This is a genomic window from Neobacillus novalis NBRC 102450 (assembly GCF_001591805.1).
GTDB lineage: Bacteria > Bacillota > Bacilli > Bacillales > Cytobacillaceae > Neobacillus > Neobacillus novalis.
On record NZ_BCVP01000009.1, the window covers coordinates 177,869 to 203,362 of the forward strand.

The 25,494-nt window shown below is 40.7% G+C and carries 27 protein-coding genes; 20 read left to right on the forward strand and 7 right to left on the reverse strand.

The features are described 5' to 3' along the window. Positions 1–6 precede the first annotated feature (6 nt). The 7 genes from BANVL01_RS06815 to BANVL01_RS06845 all read left to right on the forward strand — a co-directional run bounded on the left by BANVL01_RS06815 (position 7) and on the right by BANVL01_RS06845 (position 8,632). Positions 7–357 (forward strand): globin domain-containing protein, encoded by a 351-nt coding sequence (locus BANVL01_RS06815; RefSeq protein WP_235845496.1) that lies wholly within the window; start codon positions 7–9, stop codon positions 355–357. 156 nt (positions 358–513) lie between these two features. Continuing rightward, positions 514–2,184 carry a glycoside hydrolase family 13 protein gene (locus tag BANVL01_RS06820; RefSeq protein ID WP_066083340.1) on the forward strand — a complete coding sequence of 557 codons (1,671 nt, stop codon included), beginning with the start codon at positions 514–516 and terminating at the stop codon, positions 2,182–2,184. 461 nt (positions 2,185–2,645) lie between these two features. Next, entirely contained in the window at positions 2,646–3,947 is a 1,302-nt protein-coding gene (locus BANVL01_RS06825) for an ABC transporter substrate-binding protein (protein WP_066083341.1), read from the forward strand. Positions 3,948–4,160: 213 nt separating this feature from the next. Further along, the gene (locus tag BANVL01_RS06830) at positions 4,161–5,021 is read left to right on the forward strand and encodes a carbohydrate ABC transporter permease (protein ID WP_066096134.1); all 861 of its coding nucleotides are present in this window, start codon (positions 4,161–4,163) and stop codon (positions 5,019–5,021) included. Continuing rightward, on the forward strand, positions 5,021–5,833 hold the full coding sequence (locus BANVL01_RS06835; RefSeq protein WP_066083343.1) for a carbohydrate ABC transporter permease: 813 nt from the start codon (positions 5,021–5,023) through the stop codon (positions 5,831–5,833). The genes BANVL01_RS06830 and BANVL01_RS06835 overlap by 1 nt, the downstream gene beginning before the upstream one ends. Positions 5,834–5,892: 59 nt before the next feature. Continuing rightward, positions 5,893–6,915 carry a LacI family DNA-binding transcriptional regulator gene (locus BANVL01_RS06840; protein WP_066083345.1) on the forward strand — a complete coding sequence of 341 codons (1,023 nt, stop codon included), beginning with the start codon at positions 5,893–5,895 and terminating at the stop codon, positions 6,913–6,915. Between the two features lie 52 nt (positions 6,916–6,967). Continuing rightward, the gene (locus tag BANVL01_RS06845) at positions 6,968–8,632 is read left to right on the forward strand and encodes a glycoside hydrolase family 13 protein (protein ID WP_066083346.1); all 1,665 of its coding nucleotides are present in this window, start codon (positions 6,968–6,970) and stop codon (positions 8,630–8,632) included. 43 nt (positions 8,633–8,675) lie between these two features. Here the strand turns inward: BANVL01_RS06845 and BANVL01_RS06850 are convergent, their stop codons facing one another. Continuing rightward, a complete protein-coding gene (locus tag BANVL01_RS06850) occupies positions 8,676–9,191 on the reverse strand; it encodes a DoxX family membrane protein (protein ID WP_066083348.1) in 516 nt (171 codons plus the stop codon). A 376-nt stretch (positions 9,192–9,567) separates the two neighbouring features. On the opposite strand from BANVL01_RS06850, the gene BANVL01_RS27675 reads away from it, so the two are divergent. Continuing rightward, positions 9,568–9,852 carry a hypothetical protein gene (locus BANVL01_RS27675; protein WP_169803137.1) on the forward strand — a complete coding sequence of 95 codons (285 nt, stop codon included), beginning with the start codon at positions 9,568–9,570 and terminating at the stop codon, positions 9,850–9,852. 89 nt (positions 9,853–9,941) lie between these two features. Next, positions 9,942–10,334, forward strand: a complete 393-nt coding sequence (locus BANVL01_RS06855) for an EAL domain-containing protein (RefSeq protein ID WP_066083350.1) — start codon at positions 9,942–9,944, stop codon at positions 10,332–10,334. Between the two features lie 24 nt (positions 10,335–10,358). Here BANVL01_RS06855 and BANVL01_RS06860 read toward each other — a convergent pair whose 3' ends face one another. From BANVL01_RS06860 to liaG, 3 genes are all read right to left on the reverse strand, one after another. Further along, entirely contained in the window at positions 10,359–11,720 is a 1,362-nt protein-coding gene (locus tag BANVL01_RS06860) for an MATE family efflux transporter (protein ID WP_066083352.1), read from the reverse strand. Between the two features lie 117 nt (positions 11,721–11,837). Next, complete coding sequence (locus BANVL01_RS06865; RefSeq protein WP_066083356.1) at positions 11,838–12,227, reverse strand: YuzC family spore coat inner layer protein; 390 nt, start codon at positions 12,225–12,227, stop codon at positions 11,838–11,840. A gap of 142 nt (positions 12,228–12,369) precedes the next feature. Further along, a complete protein-coding gene (gene liaG, locus BANVL01_RS06870; RefSeq protein ID WP_066083358.1) occupies positions 12,370–13,248 on the reverse strand; it encodes a LiaG family protein in 879 nt (292 codons plus the stop codon). A gap of 296 nt (positions 13,249–13,544) precedes the next feature. Here liaG and BANVL01_RS06875 point away from each other — a divergent pair, with 296 nt between their 5' ends. From BANVL01_RS06875 to BANVL01_RS06910, 8 genes are all read left to right on the forward strand, one after another. Further along, the gene (locus tag BANVL01_RS06875) at positions 13,545–14,516 is read left to right on the forward strand and encodes a bile acid:sodium symporter family protein (RefSeq protein WP_066083360.1); all 972 of its coding nucleotides are present in this window, start codon (positions 13,545–13,547) and stop codon (positions 14,514–14,516) included. Then, positions 14,513–15,832, forward strand: a complete 1,320-nt coding sequence (locus BANVL01_RS06880) for a purine/pyrimidine permease (protein WP_066083362.1) — start codon at positions 14,513–14,515, stop codon at positions 15,830–15,832. Before BANVL01_RS06875 ends, BANVL01_RS06880 begins: the two co-directional genes overlap by 4 nt. Before the next feature lie 96 nt (positions 15,833–15,928). Then, positions 15,929–16,387 carry an SRPBCC family protein gene (locus tag BANVL01_RS06885; RefSeq protein WP_066083364.1) on the forward strand — a complete coding sequence of 153 codons (459 nt, stop codon included), beginning with the start codon at positions 15,929–15,931 and terminating at the stop codon, positions 16,385–16,387. Between the two features lie 80 nt (positions 16,388–16,467). After that, entirely contained in the window at positions 16,468–17,403 is a 936-nt protein-coding gene (locus BANVL01_RS06890) for a dipeptidase (protein ID WP_066083367.1), read from the forward strand. Continuing rightward, complete coding sequence (locus tag BANVL01_RS06895; protein WP_066083368.1) at positions 17,400–18,428, forward strand: DmpA family aminopeptidase; 1,029 nt, start codon at positions 17,400–17,402, stop codon at positions 18,426–18,428. Before BANVL01_RS06890 ends, BANVL01_RS06895 begins: the two co-directional genes overlap by 4 nt. Positions 18,429–18,433: 5 nt before the next feature. After that, complete coding sequence (locus tag BANVL01_RS06900) at positions 18,434–18,664, forward strand: excisionase family DNA-binding protein (protein ID WP_066083371.1); 231 nt, start codon at positions 18,434–18,436, stop codon at positions 18,662–18,664. A 35-nt stretch (positions 18,665–18,699) separates the two neighbouring features. Further along, entirely contained in the window at positions 18,700–19,068 is a 369-nt protein-coding gene (locus BANVL01_RS06905) for a DUF488 domain-containing protein (protein ID WP_066083372.1), read from the forward strand. Positions 19,069–19,302: 234 nt separating this feature from the next. Further along, positions 19,303–19,875, forward strand: a complete 573-nt coding sequence (locus BANVL01_RS06910; RefSeq protein WP_066083374.1) for a carboxypeptidase-like regulatory domain-containing protein — start codon at positions 19,303–19,305, stop codon at positions 19,873–19,875. Between the two features lie 206 nt (positions 19,876–20,081). On the opposite strand, the gene BANVL01_RS06915 is transcribed toward BANVL01_RS06910, so the two are convergent. Both BANVL01_RS06915 and trhA read right to left on the reverse strand, forming a co-directional pair. Further along, positions 20,082–20,903: a YitT family protein gene (locus BANVL01_RS06915; protein ID WP_066147763.1), complete on the reverse strand. Its 822-nt coding sequence runs from the start codon at positions 20,901–20,903 to the stop codon at positions 20,082–20,084. A gap of 143 nt (positions 20,904–21,046) precedes the next feature. Further along, the gene (gene trhA / locus BANVL01_RS06920; RefSeq protein WP_066083377.1) at positions 21,047–21,694 is read right to left on the reverse strand and encodes a PAQR family membrane homeostasis protein TrhA; all 648 of its coding nucleotides are present in this window, start codon (positions 21,692–21,694) and stop codon (positions 21,047–21,049) included. 131 nt (positions 21,695–21,825) lie between these two features. On the opposite strand from trhA, the gene BANVL01_RS06925 reads away from it, so the two are divergent. Next, positions 21,826–22,416 carry a DUF1836 domain-containing protein gene (locus BANVL01_RS06925; protein ID WP_066083382.1) on the forward strand — a complete coding sequence of 197 codons (591 nt, stop codon included), beginning with the start codon at positions 21,826–21,828 and terminating at the stop codon, positions 22,414–22,416. Positions 22,417–22,425: 9 nt separating this feature from the next. On the opposite strand, the gene BANVL01_RS06930 is transcribed toward BANVL01_RS06925, so the two are convergent. Beyond that, positions 22,426–23,958: a glycosyl hydrolase family 28-related protein gene (locus tag BANVL01_RS06930; RefSeq protein ID WP_066083385.1), complete on the reverse strand. Its 1,533-nt coding sequence runs from the start codon at positions 23,956–23,958 to the stop codon at positions 22,426–22,428. 155 nt (positions 23,959–24,113) lie between these two features. Between BANVL01_RS06930 and BANVL01_RS06935 the strand changes: the two genes are divergently transcribed. Together BANVL01_RS06935 and BANVL01_RS06940 are read left to right on the forward strand one after the other, a co-directional pair. Then, a complete protein-coding gene (locus BANVL01_RS06935) occupies positions 24,114–24,830 on the forward strand; it encodes a VOC family protein (RefSeq protein ID WP_066083387.1) in 717 nt (238 codons plus the stop codon). Between the two features lie 274 nt (positions 24,831–25,104). Next, entirely contained in the window at positions 25,105–25,416 is a 312-nt protein-coding gene (locus BANVL01_RS06940) for a DUF3892 domain-containing protein (RefSeq protein ID WP_425311803.1), read from the forward strand. The last annotated feature ends 78 nt before the right edge of the window (positions 25,417–25,494 follow it).

Sequence of the window (25,494 nt, forward strand, 5' to 3'; positions counted from 1 at the left end):
TAGTGGATGGTGAAGAAATTGGAATATAATTTTAAATCACTTTATAGCGAAATAGGCGGTCAAGAGACGATTGATAAATTAGTCAATGCCTTTTATCCGCGTGTATATGACGATCCGGAGCTGGCCCCATTATTTGAAGGGGATATGGACGAGATAAAGCGGAAGCAGCGGATGTTCCTGCCGCAATTTTTAGGAGGTCCAGCCCTTTACAGCCAAGAATTCGGGCCGCCGGCCATGAGGGAGCGTCATCTGCCGTTCGAAGTCACGCCGAGTCGAGCACAGTGCTGGCTTCGCTGCATGAGAGAGGCCTTTGAGGATTGGCCTCGACCAAAACCCGGCAGGACTGGCCTTTTATGACCGTCTAACCCAAGTAGCTGGAATCATGGTGAATAGTCCGGATAGCGAATAAAATAACAAAAGAATCCTCATCCAGCTTTTATTGGATGAGGATTTTTCAATTTTACTGCATCTTTGTGATATAGTTGGTTTGTTTACAGTGAGGAGGTTATCAAAGTGAAAACCAATGACCAATGGTGGAAAAAGAGTGTAGTATATCAAATTTATCCCCGAAGCTTTAATGATTCGAACGGCGATGGAATTGGTGATATCCAAGGCATTATCGAGAAGCTGGATTATTTGAAATTATTAGGAGTCGATGTGATTTGGCTCAGTCCGATTTACGATTCCCCGAATGATGATAACGGCTATGATATCCGCAACTACCAAGCCATAATGAACGAGTTCGGGACAATGGCTGATTTTGACCGGATGTTAGCAGAGTTGCATAAACGTGAAATGAAACTCGTCATGGATTTAGTGGTGAACCACACTTCTGATGAACATGAGTGGTTTGTTCAGTCGAAAAATTCAAAGGATAATCCATACCGCGACTATTATTTTTGGCGTAAAGGAAATGACGGAAAAGAACCGAATAATTGGGGTTCTGTGTTCAGCGGCTCGGCGTGGCAATATGACGAAACAACCGAAGAATACTTTTTACATTTATTTTCGAAAAAACAGCCTGACCTCAACTGGGAAAATCCGAAGCTCCGGGAAGAAGTGTACCAGATGATGAAATTCTGGCTCGATAAAGGAATTGACGGCTTCCGGATGGATGTCATTAATATGATATCGAAGCAGGCGAACCTGCCGGACGGCGAGCAGAGCGATGGTCAATTATATGGCGATGGCGGACAATACTTTATGAATGGACCGAGAATCCATGAATTTTTACAAGAAATGAACCATGAGGTTTTGTCTAACTACCCCATCATGACCGTTGGTGAAATGCCAGGTGCGACCCCAGAGGATGCTAAAAAATACACGGACCCAGACCGGAAAGAAGTTAACATGATTTTCACGTTTGAGCATATGGACTTAGACAGTGCTCCGGGCGGAAAATGGAATTTAAAACCGTTGAATTTAGTCGATTTGAAGGAAAATCTTACGAAGTGGCAGACGGCGTTACATAACAAAGGCTGGAATAGCCTTTATTGGAATAATCATGACCAGCCGCGGATTGTTTCTCGATTTGGTAATGACGGTGAGTACCGATTGGAATCGGCGAAAATGTTAGCAGCATGCCTTCATTTTATGCAAGGGACACCTTATATTTATCAAGGGGAAGAAATCGGCATGACCAATGTCAAGTTTGAATCCCTTGAAGATTATCGCGATATCGAAACAATCAATATGTATAACGAAAGAAAAGCGTTAGGCTATACACATGAGGAAATTATGACTTCGATTTATGTAAAAGGCCGAGACAATGCTAGAACGCCGATGCAATGGGATGATTCCGAACATGGCGGCTTCACGTCTGGAACCCCGTGGATCAAGGTCAACCCTAGATACAAAGAAATTAATGTAAAAAAAGCCTTGGGGGATTCGGAATCCATCTTTTATTTTTATCAAAAATTGATTGGTCTTAGAAAAGAAATGGATATTGTTATAGAAGGTGATTTTCAATTACTGCTAAAGGATCACCCAGCACTGTTTGCTTACGAACGAAAGTGGCAGGATGAAAGCCTTCTTGTCTTGTGTAATTTTAGTGCTGATGTGTTAGTGATTGAAGATAAACAGCTGGTAAATCGAATTCCTAAATATACAGTAATCCTGTCAAACTACGAAGTCGGAAAACCAACAACCTTGCGCCCATATGAGGCAGTAGTATTGAAAAAATAACCATTTGGCAAAAGCATCAGAATTTCCTGATGCTTTTTTTCATAGAGAAATTTGATAAAATGTTTGCGCATTCATTTTGAAAGTGGTACTATAAATCTATCGATTAGTGCAAACGTTTTCGCTAGCGATACATATTGAGAATAGGGGGTATTGGTAGATATTAACTGTAAAGCAGGTAGAATTTTATTAGATAATGACATTTTTTTACAGTTTTTCTGCTATTTTGTGCAAACGTTTCGTTGGAAACTAGATAAAACCATGGTTTCTAAGAATATTCGATTGTTTGAAACATAGACAATTTGTTTTTTATTTTCAATTTTGTGCAAACGGTTGCGCAAAAATTATGATCATCAATTTTCTTAGAATACTAAATTCACATTCACACATAATAAAATCATCTATGTTTTCTCACGTTGCACAAGCTTTTTATGTTCACCAAATTAATTGCATGGGGGTAAATCATGAATAAGAAAAAATTATTTTCTGGAATTGGCGCTGGAATCCTATCTCTAAGTCTTCTTTTAACAGGATGTAGCAGCGCTGATAAAAACGGTAAGGAAGATTCAAAAGGCAATGTCACACTAGATGTATTTCAATTTAAAGTAGAATTCAAAAAGCAATTTGAAGAAGTGGCTAAGAAATATGAAAAAGAGCATAAGGGTGTAAAAATCAATATCACGACTGTTGGCGGCGGTGAAGATTACGGTGCTGCCTTAAAATCAAAATTTGCTTCAGGTAAAGAGCCAGCAATCTACAATATTGGCGGACCACAAGATGTGCAGGATTGGCAAAAGAAATTAGCTGACCTTTCTGATACAAAAGCAGCCGATGTTGCCCTAAAAGGAACACTTGATGGTGTATCGAAGGACGGAAAAATTCTAGGTCTTCCTTACAACCAAGAAGGATATGGCTTCATTTACAATAAAGCTGTTTTTGAAAAAGCCGGAATTGATCCAAAATCAATTAAGAGCTATAAAGACCTTGAAAATGCAGTAAAAACACTAGACGCTAAGAAAAATGACCTTGGTCTTAAAGCGGTATTTGCCTTGCCTGGTAAAGAAACTTGGGTAACGGGTTTACATTTATCGAACACATTCCTTGCTCCGGAATTTGATAACAATGTTTTATCTGCTTTTAATGCGAAAAAAGTTGACTTTAAATACGGTGATGCGTTTAAAAAGGTACTTGACCTGCAAAACGATTATTCCGTGCAGCCAACTGTGAGCCTTGACTATTCTCAACAAGTTGAAGAATTATTCTCACTGCAAAAAGTAGCGTTGATTCAACAAGGTAACTGGGTATATGGATCAATCGCCGGTATTGACCAAAAATTTGCAGATAATGGCATCGGCATTTTACCAATCCCTGTTGAAGGCTATAAAGAAGATGCCATTCCAGTGGGAATCCCAATGTACTGGGGTGTAAACAGCAACAAGGACAAAAATACCATTGCTGAAGCGAAGAAATTCTTAGATTGGTTATACACTTCAGACGAAGGTAAAGATACAGTTATTAATGACTTTAAATTTATCCCTGCCTACGACGGCTATGATGCATCAAAAATTAGTGATCCACTTTCTAAAGAAATTTATCAGTATGCACAAGACGGCAAAACGATTGGCTGGACATTTATGGGCTACCCAACTGGCTGGGGACAAGATCAGCTTGGCGTTCAAATTCAAAAATATTTGAGCAAAGAAGCTAAATGGGAAGATGTAGTAAAAACCACGAAAGAAGCTTGGGAAAAATCAAGAAATAAATAATTAGCTCCTATGAACTCAGATAATGGGTCCTACTTGAAAAAAGTGGACCCATTATAAATTAGAAGAGAGACAAGCGGCTGGTTCATAAGGTGGCACTTTTTACCCTGGATAAATAAGCAGTATAATTGCAACTGATTGAAGATTCACTTTATCAATCAGCCCCTTTTCTTTTATTAGTTGTTTAGATTGAACAAATTGGAGGTTATTCCCATGATGCGTACAAAGGATTTATCCTATTGGCTGTTTTTAGCCCCGGTTCTGTTAGCATTGTCCATGGTTGTTATTATCCCGCTGCTTTTTGGGGTTTATTATTCATTCACGAACTGGAATGGAATCGATGTGGGCGGTTTTATCGGATTTGAAAATTACCTTAATGTATTTAAGGATAAGGAATTTTTAGACTCGTTATGGTTTACTATCAAATTCTCGGTGGTATCCATCATTCTTATTAACTTTTTTGGACTGGCGTTAGCACTGATTGTTACATCGAAAATCAGAACAAATAAGTTTTTGAGAACCATTTTTTTCATGCCGAACCTTATTGGCGGTCTTATTCTGGGCTTTATCTGGCAGTTTATTTTTATCAAAGTATTTGCTGGGGTTGGACAAGTGTTTGGGATAGAGAGCTTAGAGGGATGGCTATCCACTACGCAAACAGGCTTTTGGGGCTTAGTCATTTTGATGAGCTGGCAAATGGCCGGTTATATTATGGTCATTTACATTGCGTACTTAGAAGGGGTACCGACTGAACTTATTGAGGCGGCTGAAATTGACGGTGCAAATCCATTCCAGCGTCTTCGCTTTATTATTTTCCCACTCGTTGCACCTGCATTTACAGTTAGTATGTTTCTAACATTATCGAATACATTCAAGCTTTATGACCAAAACCTATCGCTAACAGCAGGAGGACCATACAATTCCACGCAAATGGTGGCGATGCAAATTTTCAAAACGGCGTTTGGTCAGAGCGAAATGGCTTATGCACAAGCAAAAGCGGTTATTTTCTTTCTTATTGTGGCCGCAATTTCGTTAACGCAAGTTTACATTAATAAGAAAAGGGAGGTTGAAATGTAATGCGTAGAACTAAATGGCCAATTGAGATTCTTGGCGTGTTCCTAGGGCTCTTATGGCTTTCTCCTTTTTACTTAATGATTGTCAACTCCTTCAAAACGAAAAGAGAAATTTTCGCAGATACATTAAAGCTGCCAGAAGGATTTAATTTCGATAACTATATTGAAGCCTTTGCCGAACTGGACTTTTTAAAGACCTTCTTGAATTCAGTGCTCATCACTGTCGTAAGTGTGGTCATCATCATTGTGTTTTCGTCAATGGCAGCTTATGCACTTTCGAGAAATAAAAGTAAAATGAGTACGATTATCTTCTTTATGTTTGTTGCAGCCATGCTGATTCCATTTCAATCGGTGATGATTCCGCTTGTCACGATATTCGGAAAAATTGAATTATTAAATCGTTCAGGGATTATCTTCATGTACTTAGGCTTTGGGGCTAGTTTATCGATCTTTTTATACCATGGCACATTAAGCGGGATTCCAAAGTCAATGGATGAAGCCGCGACAATAGATGGTGCCAATCGATTTCAAATCTTTTGGTATATCATTTTCCCAATGTTAAAACCGATTACTGTAACTGTGGCGATTTTAAATACGATTTGGATTTGGAATGATTATTTACTTCCATCTCTTGTCATCAATCAAGAAGGGATGGAGACGATTCCGTTAAAAATGTTCTTCTTCTTTGGTGAATATACGAAGCAATGGCATTTAGCACTGGCAGGATTAACGATTGCGATTATTCCAGTCATCATTGCTTACTTCTTCGCACAGCGGGAAATTATCAAAGGAATTTCCGAAGGTGCTGTAAAATAAGGAAGCATCTTTTTATATAATGTAGTAATGTGAGCAACTTATGGTATTAGGGGGAAGTAATGGTGGTAACTATTAAAGATGTGGCAAGGGTAGCAAATGTAGCACCTTCAACGGTTTCAAGGGTAATTGCCAATAACCCGCGAATCAGTGAACAAACAAAGAGACGTGTAAAAGATGTAATGGACCAATTGGGATATTACCCTAACCTACAAGCACGAAGTTTGGTTGCTAAAAGTACACAAACCATTGGAGTTATTATGCCGAATTCGGCCTACCATGCCTTTCGAAATCCATTCTTCCCCGAAGTATTAAGAGGAATCAGTATGAACGCCCATGAAAGCAAGTACGGTATTTACCTTTCAACCGGTTCGACGGAGGAAGAGATTCACGAAGAAGTGCTCTCTATGGTTATGGGCAGGCGGGTCGATGGAATTGTTCTGTTATATTCAAGGGTAAATGATCGGACGATGACCTACCTTGAGGAATCGGGGTTCCCGTTTACCGTTGTCGGCAGGCCTAGTATCAATGAAGGAAGAATTACCTATGTGGATAACGATAATATTTTTATTACCAAACAAGTGACGAATTACCTAATTGAGCTTGGTCATAAGAATATTGCCTTTGTGGGCGGCAATCTAGATTTTGTCGTTACCTTTGACCGTTTAAATGGTTATAACATGGCATTAAAGGAAGCTGGGCTCCCGGTCAACGAGGTGTATTTTGTCCACGAAAAGTTTGTCAACGAAAAAGGGAAGGATGCCATCCGCTCGCTAATGGAAATAGAAGACCCGCCAACAGCACTTGTCACACAGGATGATTTAATGGCTTATGAAATGATCAGTCATTTAGAGACATTAAACATTAGAGTACCTGACGATATTTCCATCGTTAGCTTCAATAACCTTTCGTTATCGGAGCATTCAAAGCCTCCATTAACCTCAGTGGATATTGGGACCTTTCAATTAGGCCATGTAGCAACAAAATGTTTGATTGAAAAAATTGAAAATCCAGAGACATTACCAAAACGAATCACGATTCCAACCAAGCTGATTGAACGAAAATCATGTGCTATAAAAAAATAATCTTTGGATGGAATGTGAAGTTCAACATAAATAGAATCAGTGAGGATTTAATATGAATAAATTATGGTGGAAAGAAGCAGTTGCTTATCAGGTTTATCCCCGCAGCTTTATGGATGCCAATGGGGATGGAATTGGCGATATCCAGGGAATTATCGCTAAACTCGATTATTTAAAGGAGTTAGGGATTGATGTCATCTGGGTCAGTCCAATGTATCAATCTCCCAATGACGATAATGGCTATGATATCAGTAATTATCAGGAGATTATGGCCGAGTTTGGAACCATGGCCGATTTTGATTTACTGTTAAAAGAAACTCACCTACGCGGGATGAAATTAATTCTAGATTTAGTCATCAATCACACAAGTGATGAGCATCCGTGGTTTATTGAATCGCGCACTTCTAAAGACAATCCGAAACGGGATTGGTATATTTGGCGGGATGGTAAGGACGGAAAAGAGCCGAATAACTGGGAAAGTATTTTCGGCGGTCCTGCATGGAAATACGACGAACAAACCGGACAGTATTTCATGCACATTTTTTCTAAAAAGCAGCCTGACCTCAATTGGGAAAATCAAGAGGTTCGGAGTGCACTTTATGAAATGGTTAATTGGTGGCTTGATAAAGGGATTGACGGCTTCCGTGTTGATGCCATCAGCCATATCAAAAAAGAACCAGGACTCGAGGATATGCCGAATCCGGAAGGGCTGCCAACCGTCTCTTGCTTTGAAAAAATGATGAACGTCGAAGGAATTCATACGTTTTTACAAGAGTTAAAGGAAGAAACATTTGCTAAATATGACATCATGACCGTTGGCGAAGCGAATGGAGTAACGGTTGATAATGTCGATGACGTTGAGCAGTGGGTAGGTGAAAACCAAGGAAAATTCAACATGGTCTTTCAATTTGAGCATCTTGCCCTATGGGATGCTGAAATGAAAAAAGAACTGGACATTGTCGAATTAAAGGATGTTCTTTCCCGCTGGCAAAAAGGCTTAGAAGGCAAGGGCTGGAATGCCTTATTTATCGAAAACCACGACAAAGCCCGAATCGTCTCTACATGGGGAGATGATCAGAAATATTGGCGTGAAAGTGCGACAGCGTTCGCGGCGATGTACTTTCTTATGCAGGGGACACCGTTCATTTATCAAGGTCAGGAAATTGGGATGACCAATGTCCGGTATGAATCAATTGAAGATTATGATGATGTTTCGGCGAAAAATATGTACCATTTAAAACGAGCGGACGGGGTTCCTCATGAGGAAATTATGGAGATTATCTGGGCGTCAGGCCGTGATAATTCCCGTACGCCAATGCAGTGGTCGGATGATGCGAATGCTGGGTTTAGCAATGGAACACCATGGTTGAAGGTGAATCCGAACTACAAGAAAATCAATGTGGAAGCCCAGCAAAATGATGCTGATTCTATCTTGAATTTTTATAAAAAATTGATTCGCTTAAAGAAGGAAAATGAAGTGTTTACCTATGGCACTTATGATTTGCTTCTAGAGGATGACCCGCAAATATATGCGTATACAAGGGTTTTGAATGAGGAAAAGATGATTGTCATCACCAACCTTTCCGCTCAGTCGGCAGAGTTCAAGGGAGTTTCCGTTGAATATCGAAATTTGCTGTTGAATAACTATGAAGTTTTCGCTGATGAACAGCTTCAAGAGCTTACTTTAAGACCTTATGAGGCAAGGGTTTATCGAATTTAAAAAAGACGGTTCGGAGTTCCGAATCGTCTTTTAGTTTGGTTCGTTATGCTACTGCTTTAGGTTTTTTATGACCGACACGTTTTTTGCCAATGTTTCTGATGTAAGGAACGATCCATCTGTCTAAACCAATTCTACCTGCATTATAACCTGCTGTTAAGATGATAAAGCCTAAGAAGATGTCTGTTGGGTTGTGAGAGACAGTACCTGCTAGGAAGAAGCTAAAGTTCATCACTAAGCCAAAGAACATAGCGGCTGTTGTTAGGCAGCCTAAGAGAAGTCCTAAGCCAATTAATAGTTCACCCCAAGGGACGATGAAGTTAAAGATATCGACATTTGGAAGGGCAAAGTTTTTTAAGAATTCTACATACCAGCCGTAAACCACGGCACCGTCTGGTCCTTTAACGGGGTTCGCCGTTACTCCTTTTAAAAATCCTGCAGCGTCAAAGCCTCCTGTTATTTTGTGTAAACCAGCTGTGAACCAAGAATATCCAAGGTATAAACGAATGACTGTTAAGATGGCAGCTGAAATTTTATTCTCTCTTAATAATTTGTTAAACATGTTTCATTCCGCCTTTCATTTTTTATTTTGTTTCTTTCTACTTCCAATATATTAGATTTCAACATAAAAAACATGGCAATAGTGATAAGTTCAAAGTTTGTTCGAAATGTTTTGACAAAAAAATGAACAACTCCCAAAAGACTGCTATTGAAGGTGGGATATACCATTAATAATAGCGAACAATCCTTACATCGACAAAATAATAATGAAATGGGGCAGGAGTGTAATCATTTACAAATTCATAAAACTATTATTGTTAAATAAGTGAATTTTTGTTACAGATTTTCCGAACTAGAAAGCCCGTCTTTGGACATGGGATGAGGGTGATGTCAAATGCGGAGTACCACTAGCAACAAGAAACGGTTTGGTCAATCCATTGCTAATCATTCCCGCAAGGTTTGTGTTACTTCAAGCATTTGAAAATCCAGCCATGCTCCTCACAATTATTGACCGAAAATTAGGCTATCAAGGACGATCCATTAAGAAAATAGATACCTACACTATAAAAGCGAGTCAATTTAATCATGTAACTGGCGAATATACAAGGAGTCTAAAGGGGCTTGCTTGGAGAAGTGTCTTGCTATACGCAATACGTCCGTTAATGTTCAAGGAGAAAGTACACCAGTGCTTCGATAGAAACTCTATCCGCAAGGAAAGATAAGGGTATCGTTGAGAAGTGTACTACTCAAGTTTGCCAATGTATCCTAGAACCCCACTGCTTTAGCTGGGGGAGTTGTCAGCGAAAGTATCATGCAAAACCTTGAGAATTCCACGATTATTTTAAATCAATTGAAAGAGCTGGGCGTCCTGCTTTCGATTGATGATTTTGGGACAGGTTATTCTTCCTTAAGTTATTTATTGCACCTCCCGATTGATAAAATCAAAATCGATAAGTCGTTTGTCGATGATATTCTTTACCATTCAAACCAGGGAATAATGGTGAAAACTATTATTGATATGGGGCAAAACCTAAACTTTGCCGTTATTGCAGAAGGAATCGAGACAGATGAACAGCTTGCCTTCTTAAAGAAAAATGACTGCGGGACTGGTCAGGGATATTTATTTAGCAGGCCAATTCCGGCTGAGCAAATGGATGAGTACCTCGTCAATCGCAATCGAAAAAGTGGTATCCCGATTTCATAGGGATACCACTTTTTTAAAAAATAATTATCGTAAAGCAAGACCCTTCACTTTTTTTCTCCGCTCCCAAGGTTTCATGAGCCAGCGTCTCAAGGCAAAGCAGCCCCGGAGCCATTCGTCTGTCCCTTGTGCAAGCCATATACCTAACAGTCCTAAGCCATAATGAACCCCAAGCAGGTAGCTAAGTGAAACTGCGACACCCCACATCGAGATGATTCCAATTATAACGGGGAACCGAACATCACCAGCTGACTTTAACGAACTCATCAAGACAATATTCATCGCTCTGCCCGGTTCAACAAACACAATTGCCCATAAAACAGGCAAACCAATAGCAATGATGATTGGGTCCATAGTAAAGGCCTCCAAAATAGGCGAGCCGATTAAGGCGATTATTAATGATGTAACCAACGAGGCAACCATGGCAATCTTTAATGTACGAATGCCTCGCTGAAGTGCCCGGCTGAACTGTCTGCCGCCGATATAGCGGGCTACAAGCAACTGCGTGCCTTGAGCAATCGCTAGTGTGAATAAATAACAGAGCATGTTAATGTTTAAAATATAGACACGAGCTGCAAGGGAAGCAGTGCCCATCGAAACGACAAAGCTTGTTATCACGAGTTGAGACATTTGATAGGAAAGATTTTCACCCGCTGAAGGAATTCCAATTGAAAGCAGTTCTTTCATATCCTCTTTTTTTGCTTTAAAAATATCACTGATTGTTAGTTTCAAAGCAAGCCTGTTGTACACGAGGTAGATGAGTGCACATACTGCATAGGCACGCGCCGCAACAATAGCCCACGAAACACCGGTTACTCCTGTAATGGGTAAGCCAAAAACACCTGAAATAGCCACGATATTTCCGCCAGCGCTGATCAGGTCCATGACCACGGTCACGACCATTGATTCCTTTGTATACCCATGACTGCGCAGGACGGCACTTAGCGCCAGTGAAATCGATTCGAAAAAGAGGGAGATACCGCATATTCGGACAAACGTAAGTCCATAATCAAATACTTTTCCCTGAATGTCGAATAGACGTAATAGCTGTTCTCCAAAGAGGAAGACGATGACGGACACAACAATCCCAAACCAAAAATTTAACCCAAAAACAGAGCGGGATAACTGTCTTGCTTTTTTCAGGCGTCCTGCTCCGAGGTTTTGGCTGATTAATACCGTTGCCCCAATCGATGTCACGGTGAACACTAAAATAAATATATTCAAAAGCTGATTCGCGACGCCCACTCCAGCAGCGGCAGCGTCCGAGTAGTGACTTAACATGAACGTAGCAATGATGCCCATACCCATATGAAGAGCCAGCTCAATAAAGAGCGGCCAAGAGATACTGAAAAGGGATTGTTCTTGATACTTATTAGTCAGATTTTCCAAAGGTGATACACCTATTTCCTATTAACTTATTAAAGTTTCATTTTACACCTAATTCAATAAGATAAAAATAGAAAATAATCACCATTGAACATAATCAAGATAATCAGCTAACCTTAGTCATACTCCCCATTTCATTGAAATGGTTAAGGAGCAGCAATTAACTGATTGGTTTTGGCTGGTATCAGTGGATAATATGAAATTCACACCAGTAGGCGTAAACTTGGTTGTCACGGGGACTTTTAGGCCAATGGATTTAATCATCCTGTCGACCTCGGCATTTTTCCCTTGCTGGGCGGCAGTCATCATTTTATGGGCAAACGCTACATTGCCCAATCTATCTAGTAAAATACTTCCTTGTTCCATTAATATCCGAAACGATTTGACTGAGCCGGAAAATATTTTTGTATCTATGGACGGATAAGTACGCGGTATTTGATAATTCATCCAATATGCCGGGTAAGGCGTTATCGGGTGATAGATTGGATATTGAAAAGGGTGATAATACATGGGAACTCTCCTTCCATACGAAACTTAATCCGTTTTTGCGGCAGGCATTATACGTTATGAATTTTTAGGAGTAATGGTTACCAGTCATTTTTTTGAATAAAAAGAGACGCTTGGAGGTGGTAATCCATGCGCCCTTTTAAAATTAATGAATTCTAATGTTGCCGCTTGAGACATCCAGCTCGATTTGATACTTACCAGAGCCGTGTGTACCTTTAATTGATTTCTTGTTTAAATCCTTTGTTGTCAATGGGAAATCGCAAGAAATATTGCCGCTGCTCACGTGTCCGTTTAAAGTGAAATCAGCCTTATCCGGTAAGTCAAGTTCGGCATTCCCGGAACTTACATCCATTTTAATGGTATCAATTAACTTATCCAGTTGAATATTAAGCCTGCCGGATGATACTTCCGCATTTATTGCCCCGGTATAATGCTTGATATCAAGATTACCAGAAGCAATATCAAAAGTGCCTGTTTTCGTTTTTAATGAATCGATATCCACATTCCCAGACCCGCCGCCATGGTCAAATTGCTCCACGTTGAGGTTTTTGAGTTTCATGTTGCCAGATCCAATATTGATTGTTAATTCATCCAAGTTTACCGGCTGGTTTTTTGACTCGCCAGAAAAATCGATATTTCCCGAGCCTAAATCGATGGACATGTTTCGCTGATAATCTTTCGGAATGTAGATGGTCAGCTTACTCTTTTCGGAAAAGAAGCCCCAGTCAAACCAATTAAAGCCCTTGCTTTTAAGTGTAACTTTGACTGTATCTCCATCTTCCTTAACCGTTAGCATTTGTTTTCCCGTATAAACTGCTTTTAGATCTTTCCTGTCCTCAGGAATTATGGTTGTATTTCCACTCGAAACATCAATCGCAAGCATCTTGGTATTTTTTGATATGGCAGCCTGCCCGTCTGTGTTGGTATCATTGCTGTTGTTTCCAAACAGATTAAAATGAACGGACTGATTAAAGACAATATATAGCCCGGTAATGACCAATAAAAGTATCAAAATTCTTTTCACTTTTTCCATCCCCTTTTCTTGCTTAATCCTTCTATATATAGGATAAGAAATCCTCTCACATTCCTCTATGTACCGGGGATTTATTTTTCACTGCGACTTAAGGCGGATTTTTAACGGGGGTCCCATCATTCCGGACCTCCTATTTATTTTTTTTCGATTTCCGAAAGACATTTCATCCATTGAAAAGAAATTGTGTTATTCTTTTGTAATAGAGGTGTCAATAATCTCTTTACAAAAGATACCCCAAAGAACCTCAAATTGAAAACACAAAAAGACTAAACTGGGAGAGTCCCTGAATGCTGCAAAAATTAAATAAACAACTAGAAAGAATCATGCCGTTAATTACACCGGTAAGTGTCATCACTGGAGTTTTGTTGAGTGCGTTTCTAAAGGATTTTTCTTTTTTAATTCCGTGGATTTTTGCTTTTATGACATTCGCCGGCAGTTTGAGCTCCAATTTTCAGTCCTTAAAGGACGTAATCACCCACCCCTTTCCGATTTTTATGGCGATGTTGATTCTTCATTTTTTAATGCCGCTTTGGGCCTGGGGCGTCGGACACGTCTTATTTCCCGGTGATGCCTATACGATAACGGGGCTTATTTTAGCCATGGTGATTCCAACAGGCATCACTAGCTTTATATGGGTGTCTATTTATAAAGGTAATATTCCAATGGTGTTATCAGTGATATTAATTGATACCTTGCTTTCACCAATCATTGTCCCGTATTCCATTTCGCTCTTTATGGGCCATTCAATTGAGATGGATTTCCTCAGTATCATGAAGGGGTTAATGGGAATGGCCGTGATTCCTTCTATTATCGGCTTGTTGTTAAATCAGCTTACAAGGGGAAAAATAAATGAACAACTAGGGTCCCGGCTTGCTCCTTTTTCAAAAATTTCCCTTGGCTTTGTCGTGATGCTCAACGGTGCTGTTGTCGCCCCCTACTTGAAAAATATTAACCTAAAGCTTGTCGGCATTACGATTGTTGTTTTTTTCATCGCATTTACCGGCTACTTGTTTTCATTCTTAATGGGTCGTCTGCTGATTAAGGACCGGGATACAGTGGTAACATTAACTTTTTCCGGAGGAATGAGAAATATTAGTGCCGGGGCAGTTATCGGAGTAACTTATTTTCCGGCGGCCGTAGCTGTTCCTGTTGTTGTCGGCATGCTTTTCCAACAAGTACTGGCCTCGTTAAATGGGTATTTTCTTGATAGTTATTATAATAGAAAGCTAGAAAAACAAAGAAGGGGTTTCAACATATGACTGAATTTACGAAAAAAGAAGGCGGCATTCTAGCGGGGATCCAGGGTGTTCAGTGGGCTGTCTTTATGCTGACGAACGTTATTGCCGTCCCGGTGGTAGTTGGTGCAGCTTTCCATATGTCACCCGCCGACATTTCCACCTTTATGGAAAGAATGCTATTTGTCAGCGGTGCTGCCACATTGATTCAAATTTTCTTTGGCCACCGGCTTCCTATTGTCGAAGGAGCAGCAGGAATGTGGTGGGCCATCTTTATCCTGCTTGGGACAATGAGTGCCCCTGGGGAACAAGGACCCTTGCTGCAGCAATTAGAAATGGGCCTGATTATTGCCGGGATTTTCTTAGCCGTTCTTGGCTTTTTACCAATCATTGAAAAAGTACGCAATTTATTTACACCGATAGTGACGGGGGTCTATTTAATCTTACTCGTCAGCCAGCTGAGCGGTTCCTTTTTTAAAAGTATCCTCGGCATTACCGCAACAGGCCAGTTAAGCGGGAAAATTACTTTAATCTGTTTCATTGAAATTATCATTATTTTAACATTTTCCCTCAAAGTCAGCGGGATTTTAAAAAGCATGGGGCCATTGATTGGGATTGTGGTCGGCTGGATGCTGTTTCATATCTTCGGCTTGATTCATCCGGGGGTAACATATGAACCAGCCAGTTGGTTTACCGTCCCGAAACTGCTGGACTGGGGGATGCCGCAATTTGATTTAGGGATTGTCCTGACGTCGATTATTACCTCAGTTGTGCTGATTTCAAATGTGATTGCCAGTATCTTAGTTGTGGGCATTGCCTTAGAAAAGGAAGTGAAGCCGGTCCAGTACCAAAAGGGGATATTTGGCAATGGGGTTAACTTATTTGTCTCCGGAATCTTTTCGGTTGTCGGGGTTGTGCCTTTATCGGTCTCGGCTGGATTTATTGGCACCACGGGAATAAAAAGGATGCGCCCACTGATTATCGGTGCAGTGTTGATTATGGCTGCTGGGTTTTTCCCGTATATCGGCGGATTTTTATCGACGCTGCCATTAGAAGTTGCCTATGCCTCCTTATTTATTCCTTTTTCGCAGATGATGGGCTTTGGTATTCGCGACCTGATGGGCCAGGAGCCATCCCCGCGAAATCTTTTGGTCATCGGCCTGTCGCTTATGGTAGGAATCGGTATGATGTTCCTGCCGCCGGAAAGCTTTGGAAGTGTCGCCCCGTGGCTCAGGAATATTGTTTCCAATGGCTTACTGGTAGGCCTGATTTTATGTTTATTGCTTGAGCATGCAATTTTTCGGGAAAAGAAGAATGCAGAAAGTGCAAAACTAAATTGAAGCGATCCCCTTGCCTTAAAGGTGACGGGGGTTATTTTTTTACAAAAATTTAAGATATAATAGAGACAATTAAATTAATTGAACTGGGAGGCACCTATGGAAAAACTTTTTGTCGATGAAACGATTGCAATTAACGCCCCTTTAGGTCATGTGTGGGCTGCACTGACTAAGTCGGAAAATACAAGACAATGGGCGCTTGAGTTTTCAAGCGGCGGGCCAGAATTCCATATCGAATCAACTTGGGAGCTTGGAAGTCCGGTGCTTTGGAAAGGGCAGGATGGGACAGTCATTGTGGAAGGGAATGTGACAGCTGTCCAGGAGAACAAACTATTGCGCTTTACCGTATTTGATGTTCGAAGTGAGGAAAGACCGCTCGTGACAGAGGAAGACGGCATAACCTTTAAATTATCTGAAGAAAATGGCAGGACAACCCTTCATGTTTTACAAGGTGACTTTTCTGTGATGACAGATGGAGCGAAGTATAGAGATGCTAGTGCCGAAATTTGGGATAAAGTGCTGCCGAAGGTAAAAGTGATAGCAGAACAACACCAATAGTTGTATAGATGTGGGCTGGGTAATTTTATCACCTAGCTCTTTTATTATGATAAGATTTTATAAAAAGGGGTTTTTGAAACATGAATATCATCGACCTGCATTGTGACGCCTTGATGAAACTCCAAGAGGCAAAAGGGGCATTACGGTTTGCGGATTCGCCTAAATTACAAACAAATAAGGTACGATTACATCTTGGCCAAGTCAAGGTACAGTGTTTTGCAATTTTTATAGAACCGGAAATTAAGGGTGAACAGAAATTTCAGGTTGCCCTCGAGCAAATTGATTATTTTTACAAGGAAGTGCTTGGAAAAAATCCGGATATGGTTCATATAAAAGAATGGTCTGATTTTGACCGGCTCAAAATTGGTCAGATTGGAGCGATGTTAACGCTTGAAGGCGTGGATGCGATTGGCAACGATTTAACAAAGCTGCATATTCTTTATCAGCTTGGTGTCCGGTCTGTCGGTCTGACTTGGAATAATGCGAATCTGGCGGCGGACGGTGCTGGTGAACCACGAGGGGCCGGGCTTACGCTTTTTGGAAAAGAGATTGTCGAGTTTAATAACCAGCATCAGATCCTGACAGATGTCTCTCATTTAAGTGACAAGGGGATTTGGGAGGTTATTGAATTAGCCAAGTATCCGATTGCGAGTCACTCCAACGCGAGGGCGCTTTGCCAGCATCCGCGTAACCTAACGGATGAACAGGCGGGTGCAATGTTTGCAAAGGGCGGACTGATTCATGTTGTTTACCATCCGCCTTTTATAAAAGAATCAGGAGAGGCGACGATTTCCGACCTTGTGAAGCATATTGATCATTTTTGCTCATTGGGCGGGGTGAAGCAAATTGGCCTTGGTTCCGATTTTGACGGCATCTCAATCTTTGTTAAGAATTTAGAGGACGCTTCAAACAGTCAAAACCTCATTAATGAACTGTTAAAGTACTATAAAGAGGAAGAAGTAAGAGGCTTTGCCTGCGAAAATTTCCTTGACCATCGACCGGGGGTAGGACGATGAAAGCTAGAGAAAAAGGAATCACTGTTGGCAAGCTGTCAACAGGTCTGAAAAACTGCATTACAGATGTTGAAGGTGTATTGGTTGGCCATGTTACACTGGATTATCAGCTGGATGAGCATGGAGAGGAATACGCCTGTACAGGAGTAACGGCGATTTTACCCCATAAGGGTAATTTGTTTAGAGAAAAAGTAACGGCAGCGAGTTATGTCATTAACGGATTTGGGAAAACGACCGGGCTTGTGCAATTGAATGAATTAGGTGTACTTGAATCACCAATCATGTTAACCAATACTTTTGGTGTTCCGGCTGTGACCCAGGGAACGTTAGAGTATATGCTGGAGGAAAGTCCCGAGATTGGCGAGACAACGGGTACCATCAATATTGTGGTTGGGGAATGCAACGACAGTTACCTGAATTCAATTCGTCTGTTCCCTGTTAAACCGGAGCACGCTATTGAAGCAATTAAGAACGCCTCCTGTGATCAGGTTGCCGAGGGGGCTGTTGGAGCGGGAAAAGGGATGATTTGCTTCGGCTATAAAGGTGGGATTGGCTCGTCTTCCAGAATCGTTGAAGAGTATACGGTTGGCTGCTTAGTTCTCAGCAATTTTGGCAAGAAAGAAGAACTGCAACGGCTGCGTTATTCAGCGGGTGATGGATTGTCGGAAACCTCCGATGGTTCGATTATTATTGTGCTGGCAACCGATGCCCCGTTAAGTGACCGGCAATTACAGCGGGTAGCGAAACGGTGCGGCATTGGACTTGGCCGAACGGGGAGCCATTTCAGCCATGGCAGCGGCGATATTGTCATTGCTTTTTCAACCGCACAAAAAATGGCGCATTTTTCTGATGAGATGGTGGAGACACGGACACAGCTTCGTGAGGATCATCTAATAATGAATCAGTTATTTACTGCTGCAGCCGAGGCGGCTGAGGAAGCCATTCTTAATTCGCTGTCACAAGCAGCCACAACTACAGGAAGATTGGGACGGGAAGTAAATCATCTTAATTTTTACAAAGAGGAGTAAAGACATTGTACCTAACAATAACAGAAACAGCAGAATATTTATCGGTTCCAGAGGCAACAGTCAAAAGCCTGATCCAACAAAAGAAAATTCGTGCGTTATTTGATGGCAGTGAGTATTTAATTTATAAAGACCAATTCACGACCCACCTAAAACAAGTAGAAAAATATAAATACTTAGTCGAAGAAATCCTTAGCGAACCAATTCCGGAAGATCTCGATATAAAGGATGAGGATTAAGTGTAGTAAAAAGTCCATAAAACGTGAGGCAATATATGAAGAATATTTCCCTAAAAAGAGTCTATGAACCTGTTGACGAAGCGGACGGGCAGAGAATTTTAATTGACCGGCTCTTGCCGCGGGGAATTTCGAAAGAGGAAGCTAGATTGCCCTATTGGCTCAAGGATGTAGCACCAAGCAGCGAGCTAAGAAAGTGGTTCGGACATCTGCCTGAGCGGTTTGAGGAATTTCGAAGCCGCTACCTTCATGAGCTTCGCACAAACGAACAGCAATCCCGTGCTGTAGACCAAATTATTGAATGGTCTTCAAACAGGCCGGTGACACTGCTGTATGGAGCAAAAGATCCAATACATAACCACGCACTGGTTCTAAAGGAAGAATTGATCTTTAGGATGGACCAATAGACCAAAGCAATAAGAGTACCAAAAGGAGGCTGAAAATTCAGCCTCCTTTTGGTACTCATTTATAGGATCATGTATAAATGATAAGGGAAAAATCAACATGAAAAGATTCGAGTCCGATTTTTTATTTGTTTTTTTGCAAAAGGTTCAGGTAAAGGAACTAGAATATGGTGTATTTTTTTGGAATGAAAATCAAAATAGCCGAGAATATAACTAGAAAAGAAGGGTGTGGTATCTATGGTCAAAAAGAGTTGTTTTATCTTATTAAGTCTGTTTTGTTTCTATCCTGCTATATCAGGATTTGCTGAGACAAATGGTGAAAACCTGGTGTCAGGTATATTGACTGCTAAAGTAACAACAACAATTGAACCTGCTGGTGAACAAGGAAAGCCAATAAGTAATGCTCGATTAGTTGTTATTAATTCATTAGGAAAGATTATTGCGACTAAGCTGACAAATGCCAAGGGAGAAGCAACAATACCAGTTACAGTCCCTAAAGATTTAAGATTGCCTATGAAGAATATGGGGGAGGTAACCGTTCTTGCCGTTGCAAATGGATATAACGAACAGATCGACTTCAGTGTTCCAATCAATGAATATAACGATCATACTGGAAGAGTTTCCATATCACTTTGGAAGATAGACCCTAAGAGACGAAATGAACCACAATTTCTTAACGGTAGTTTTCATCGGTTTACTGTTTTTGAAATGCTTGATTATTATGCTGCGAAAATAGGGTTAATGAGGCAGAATATCAACGATGAATCTATAGCACCAGCTCCATGGGGGCCTGAATTGAAATTGAAATAATAATGATTACAGTTCTTTGAAAAAAAACTGAAAAAAGAGTGCTCAAGTTTGATTAGGGAGGTTTATAACGACCTGAACCTATTAAAAGAGTGACGGACGGTCGTTATGAGCGGTTCATAAAGCCTGAAACCTATAAAATAGAAGCTGAATGGTCGTTATAAGTGTTTCTTAATGCCTGTGAAAAAACCGTGCTCTCCCGCGACTTTCTAATCCTTCCGGAAACGCCCCATCACTTCCATGGTTTGCATGATGTTGACAAATGCCTTAGAATCTATCGTCCTAATGGTATGTTTCGTTTCATTTAGTTCGAATTTTGTGATCACAGTAGTTAACATTTTTTTAGGCTTATGCGTATACGCCCCTTCGGCATCCGTTACCGTAACCCCCCTGGCATGCAGCTGGATTAATGCTTCACTAAGCTCTTCAAATTTATCCGTCACAATCGTTAAGGTCAATTTATTTTGAGTGGTGTAAACCATATCCACGGCTCGCCCGGCGACATAAATAGCAATCACTGTATATAATGTGATATTCCATCCAAAAATTAGCCCTGAAATCCCCACCACCAAAAGATTCATACAGATATTTAAAAAGCCAACCTGCATGTTCTTTTGCTTGGCAAGCGTTAGACTGATAATATCGGTTCCTCCCGTCGACCCTCCAAGCCGAATAATGATCCCCACGGCGATTCCATAGAGGGCGCCGCCAATAATCGATGAAAGCAGAATATCATGGCTAATGGCATGGATCGGAATGAATTTCATGCTAAAGGACAAAATGACCACCGCGTAACCAGTAAGCAAAACAAACCTTTTTCCTAAGAATTTCAATCCTAGAAAAAACAATGGAAGATTAATCGCCAAAATAACCCAGCCAGTATTGATATGTGAAAAATGATGAATAAAAAAGGCAATGCCTGTTGCCCCGCCGGATGTTAGCTTATGCGGAATGAGGAAGGTATTAAAAGCAAATCCAAATAGCATTGAACATAATCCAATGACAATCATTTGAAAAATTAATCGAAACAAACGAAACACCTCTATCATTTTTTTAGCTCATTATAGTTTGAGTAATAGTACAAGTTTTAATGATAGGAATTTGTCAAAGTTTTTATAAAAAAAGGAAAAACAAAAACGCCTCCGCAGAAAGGCGTTCAAAAGGTTATAAATATTTAAATCACGTATAGAAACACACTAAGGAAATGTGCCAGGCTTCCAAGCAAAATAAAAATATGAAAAATCTCATGAAAGCCCATGTATTTTGTTTTTAAAAACTTTGGCTTTGCCCCGTAAATGACCCCGCCGATGGTATAGAAGATTCCCCCAAGGATTAATAGAAACAAACCTACCGGGTTTAAACTACCGTTTAGCGGCGAGAAAACAAATACAATCATCCAGCCCATTGCTAAATACAAGGCAGTAGAAATCCAGCGCGGACAGTTAAACCAGACCATTTTAAAAACAACTCCGCTTAATGCCACTGCTGCAATAATCGAAAATAGAATCGCACCCGTTTTTCCGTTCAAGCTAATAAAACAAAAAGGCGTGTACGTGCCGGCAATTAGAACAAAAATCATCGAATGGTCAAGTCGTCTTAAAAAGGCTATCACCGTATCCCGGGCAATGACCATGTGATAGGTGGCCGATGCCGAATAAAGCAGAATCATGCTAACGCCGAAAATGATAACAGCCGTAATTGTTGAAGGTGAAGTGGTTGTCATTGAAGCTTTGATCACCATGGCAAGGAGTCCGACAAATGCCAAAACAGCTCCTGCTAAATGGGTCAGTCCATTGATAGGTTCCCGAATAAAATTGTTCATTTTAAAAGCCTCCTAGTGCAACACGTGGTTTTCATAACTACATATAATGATACTAACATATCTACATCTAGTCAACACCCAAATAGTTGGGTATAATAAAAAATATAAAGTTAGTGAACGGGGTTTTTACGATGGAACATATCAATCAAATTATCGATTCGCTTGGCCTGGAAACAAGTTTAAACTTGGAGGAAATTCCAAATATTGATTTATATATGGACCAAGTGATTCAATTATTCGAAAATAAATTTAATGATACAAAGCGGAATGAGGATGAAAAAATCCTTACCAAAACGATGATTAATAACTATGCAAAAGGAAAGCTTATTTTTCCGATTCAAAATAAGAAATATTCGAAAGAGCATCTGATCTTAATGAGCCTGATTTACCAGCTTAAAGGGGCACTTTCTATCAATGATATTAAGGTAACCCTTGATGGGGTTAATAAGAAGATTATCAAAGAGGAGGTAGAATTAGATTCTTTTTATTCTAGTTATCTGAATCTAACGAGCCAAAATGTAGCTGATTTTAAAGGGGACATCGAGGAAAGGGTGAAGGAAGTTAAGGAAGAAATTACTGAGAATGAAAAAGGAAATTCTCCTTATCTTGAGCAGGTGCTAATGATTTCATCGCTCGTCCATATGAGTAATTTGTATCGAAAGGTGGCGGAAAAGCTTGTCGATGACATCGTTGTAGAAAAGGAAGGAAAGCGTCAAAAGTGATGATTGACGCTATTCTTTGGTATCAATATTAATATCCTTGATGCCTGACCCGACTTCGATTTTTTCAGATGAGCAATTTTGAATTTTTATAGAATCCGCCCGATTGTCGCCCCCATAAACTTTTATTGCGGCCCCGGCTTTTATAAAATCTTTGACGGAAATATGGTTCAAAACCACATTCCTGGCCCGATACTGAACGGCAATCACGGGGTTCCCTTTGTAGTCATAATCGGAGTCACCAATCAAGGCAAAATGATTAACGACGACATTTTTATAGGCGGAAACCACCATCCCGCGTGGTGGGGAATCTTTATATAAATCGGAAAATATTGGTGCAATGGCGGCAAGATTTACAGCGCTGATATTGAAAGCTGTCTTCGATTCCGCATCACTGCTTTTGTGATGGCCGATATGGCGAAAATTATAGGACCGGTTATCATTAACAGAAACATGCCCGACGATTGTGATGTTAGAAGCGGCAGACGAATTTTGATGGGCCTTAATTTCCACCCCGCCAAAGCACCTTGCCGTAGAATTATAAACTAGTAAGACATTTCTCGAGCCATCATCAATTTCAAAACCATTAGAATTTGAAAAACCTTTCCGATGGGCCCGGCCGCTTGTGTCGCACATATGGCAGCGAGAGATAAAGATATAATCGCTATGGTGGGTGGTAATTCCGTCATCGCCGAAGCCAAAACCAGTTAAGTTATCAAGCCAAATATATTTGCTCCCGCCGCGGGCCCGATAGCCGTCGCCAGCATAATTGTAAAGGGTCGACGAAATATCAAAACAGTGAAGCCCTGGATTCATTGCTTCGACATCTTTGACCCAGCCATATGTAACATTTGCGAAGGTCAAACAACTTGAATGATTGCCCCACGTACTTGTTTTTGCCACGTTGCCGAGCCTTTCCACATTCCAGTTCAAGGTCATAGCCTGAACGAAAAGATGGTGATTTCCACGCCAATGGTTTGAGTTGGTTATCAATCTAGTACCTTTAACAGCCTGGTCATGCAGCCGAATAGTTGTGACTCCTTTTCCAGCTCCAACGAGCAAGGTGCAAGATGGCAGACGGATTCCCTTAACGATAAAGACACCCGGAGGTACAACCACCTTTACCCGTCCACGGCCGATTGCCTTTTTAAAAGCAGCTGTGGAGTCAGTTTTTCCGTCACCGACAGCACCAAAATCTGCAACATTCACTTCCTTTGTTATATTTTCCCTCAAACGGTCATATTCTCGGTCCAGCTTGTCTTTCCAATCAGGAATCACATTCCCTTCAGCATCCATAAAAATCCGCGTTGGTTCTATAATCCGTGAACGTTTAGCTGAAAGACGGAATAAGCCCTCGTGAATTTTTTCGGAAAAAGAAAGCGGATGCCCTTTTACAGTGATTGATGAACTTGGATTCTTGCGGCATTGCTCAAATAATTGTTCTGTTTCTTGGAGCACCTGTTTCATATCAAGACGTTTTCCGGTAATTTCAGCAAGCAGCTCTTTATTTTTCCGCGGATCATGGGTTTTGTCGTAAGTAGTCATTTCTATTCACTCCCAAAGAAGCCTGTTACGACCTATTATAGCCTGTTGAAGTATTAAAGGAAAAAGTACCGTTTTTGTCGAAGTTTAAGTAATGGTTAAAGATGTTTATACTGTAAGCTGAAATTAGAAGTAATTAAGAAGTGGAGTTGAAAAAAATGGGAACCACGATTGCAATGTTTGTCATCGCTGCAAGAGAGGGAAATAAAGCAAAAAAATTTTACGAGAGTCTATTTAATTGGAAGATTACTGATGTTGGGCCGTTACTGCAGATTTCGGGTGCTGGATTGAGTGGTCATATTCTCAAATGGCCGCATAAAGACCACCCAACGCATGTGAGTGTTTATGTTAATGTCGACAACATCCAGGAATGTTTGGTAAACGTCGAGGAAATGGGCGGGACAGTGATCCTCCCAGAAATGGCGGTCCCAACAGGTGGTTCGATTGCCCAATTCGTCGATCCAGACGGGATTATTGTTGGAATTCATCGAAGTGACAAGCGCAAAGAGGATCAAAGAAAAGATACTAGAGCATTAAATCACATCGGCTTTTTTGAAATTGCCGCAAGAGAAGGGCATCGTTCCCAACGGTTTTATGAGACAATTTTCAATTGGAAGATTACCGATGATGGACCTGTTATGAGTATTTCTGAAGAAGACGCTGGGTTAAATGGCCATCTTTTCAATTGGACACAGGAAGAGCAACCCTATTTGACCTTGTATATTAATGTTGAAAACATATCAGCTTCTTTGGAAACAGTAACTCAACTTGGCGGGAAAGTAATCATACCAGAAACGGGCATTCCTGATGGCGGCAGCTTTGCCCAATTCCTTGACCTTGATGGAAATGCAATTGGTATTTATAGCGGTCGATAATTAGTAAAAGAGGTGTCAGGCACCACTCATGGACAAATGTCCTCTTGGGATGGACACATATTTTTCCATTTGTTTATAGGAAATGAAAATTTGAGCAATGTGAAAGCCCTTCTATTTTGCTGAGTGGAGGGCTTTTGTATTTGGTAAATTATACTGCGATGAAAAAGATAAGTTTTTTGTTTTGTTAATTTTGACAAGCTTCTGACACCTTCAAGTCCACGGATAATTTTTTCGAAAAGAAAAATACTAACAAATGTTCGGAGGTGGACATTTAATGGAACAGGATTTTGAAAAAATATACGAACAATACAAGCGGCAAAGTGAGCAGCAGGCCCAAATGGAAGCGAATCAACCTAATAAGGATGGAAAAGAAGCGTTCGTCGCGGTCAGGAAAAACGATGATGGAGATCTTATAGCTTTTAAGACAAATACAGGGCGGGAGCTGGATTATATAACGGCCCTAGAGGAAGCGAAAGAGGGGAAAATTGCCAATATCGATGTTTTTCATAAGTACGGGAGAGACATCATCCGAAGCGAGCCGGACGGGATTAGGGAAAATAATCTTGATCATTTACCCGGATTCTAATGAGCACCTAAGTAATGAAAAAAGAGCTTTACCCCAGGGGGTAAAGCTTTATCCTACAATAAGCCACTAAGATTTTTT

Coding starts and splice junctions, on each gene's coding strand:
- BANVL01_RS06895 (WP_066083368.1), top strand. CDS start 17,400: ATGAAAGCTAGAGAAAAAGGAATCACTGTTGGCAAGCTGTCAACAGGT.
- BANVL01_RS06865 (WP_066083356.1), bottom strand. CDS start 12,227: ATGTATTATCACCCTTTTCAATATCCAATCTATCACCCGATAACGCCT.
- trhA (WP_066083377.1), bottom strand. CDS start 21,694: ATGAACAATTTTATTCGGGAACCTATCAATGGACTGACCCATTTAGCA.
- BANVL01_RS06830 (WP_066096134.1), top strand. CDS start 4,161: ATGCGTACAAAGGATTTATCCTATTGGCTGTTTTTAGCCCCGGTTCTG.
- BANVL01_RS06845 (WP_066083346.1), top strand. CDS start 6,968: ATGAATAAATTATGGTGGAAAGAAGCAGTTGCTTATCAGGTTTATCCC.
- BANVL01_RS06850 (WP_066083348.1), bottom strand. CDS start 9,191: ATGTTTAACAAATTATTAAGAGAGAATAAAATTTCAGCTGCCATCTTA.
- BANVL01_RS06905 (WP_066083372.1), top strand. CDS start 18,700: ATGAAGAATATTTCCCTAAAAAGAGTCTATGAACCTGTTGACGAAGCG.
- BANVL01_RS06940 (WP_425311803.1), top strand. CDS start 25,105: ATGGAACAGGATTTTGAAAAAATATACGAACAATACAAGCGGCAAAGT.
- BANVL01_RS06880 (WP_066083362.1), top strand. CDS start 14,513: ATGACTGAATTTACGAAAAAAGAAGGCGGCATTCTAGCGGGGATCCAG.
- BANVL01_RS06840 (WP_066083345.1), top strand. CDS start 5,893: ATGGTGGTAACTATTAAAGATGTGGCAAGGGTAGCAAATGTAGCACCT.
- BANVL01_RS06875 (WP_066083360.1), top strand. CDS start 13,545: ATGCTGCAAAAATTAAATAAACAACTAGAAAGAATCATGCCGTTAATT.
- BANVL01_RS06885 (WP_066083364.1), top strand. CDS start 15,929: ATGGAAAAACTTTTTGTCGATGAAACGATTGCAATTAACGCCCCTTTA.
- BANVL01_RS06935 (WP_066083387.1), top strand. CDS start 24,114: ATGGGAACCACGATTGCAATGTTTGTCATCGCTGCAAGAGAGGGAAAT.
- BANVL01_RS06855 (WP_066083350.1), top strand. CDS start 9,942: ATGCAAAACCTTGAGAATTCCACGATTATTTTAAATCAATTGAAAGAG.
- BANVL01_RS06835 (WP_066083343.1), top strand. CDS start 5,021: ATGCGTAGAACTAAATGGCCAATTGAGATTCTTGGCGTGTTCCTAGGG.
- BANVL01_RS06925 (WP_066083382.1), top strand. CDS start 21,826: ATGGAACATATCAATCAAATTATCGATTCGCTTGGCCTGGAAACAAGT.
- BANVL01_RS06890 (WP_066083367.1), top strand. CDS start 16,468: ATGAATATCATCGACCTGCATTGTGACGCCTTGATGAAACTCCAAGAG.
- BANVL01_RS06815 (WP_235845496.1), top strand. CDS start 7: ATGGTGAAGAAATTGGAATATAATTTTAAATCACTTTATAGCGAAATA.
- BANVL01_RS06930 (WP_066083385.1), bottom strand. CDS start 23,958: ATGACTACTTACGACAAAACCCATGATCCGCGGAAAAATAAAGAGCTG.
- BANVL01_RS06910 (WP_066083374.1), top strand. CDS start 19,303: ATGGTCAAAAAGAGTTGTTTTATCTTATTAAGTCTGTTTTGTTTCTAT.
- BANVL01_RS06825 (WP_066083341.1), top strand. CDS start 2,646: ATGAATAAGAAAAAATTATTTTCTGGAATTGGCGCTGGAATCCTATCT.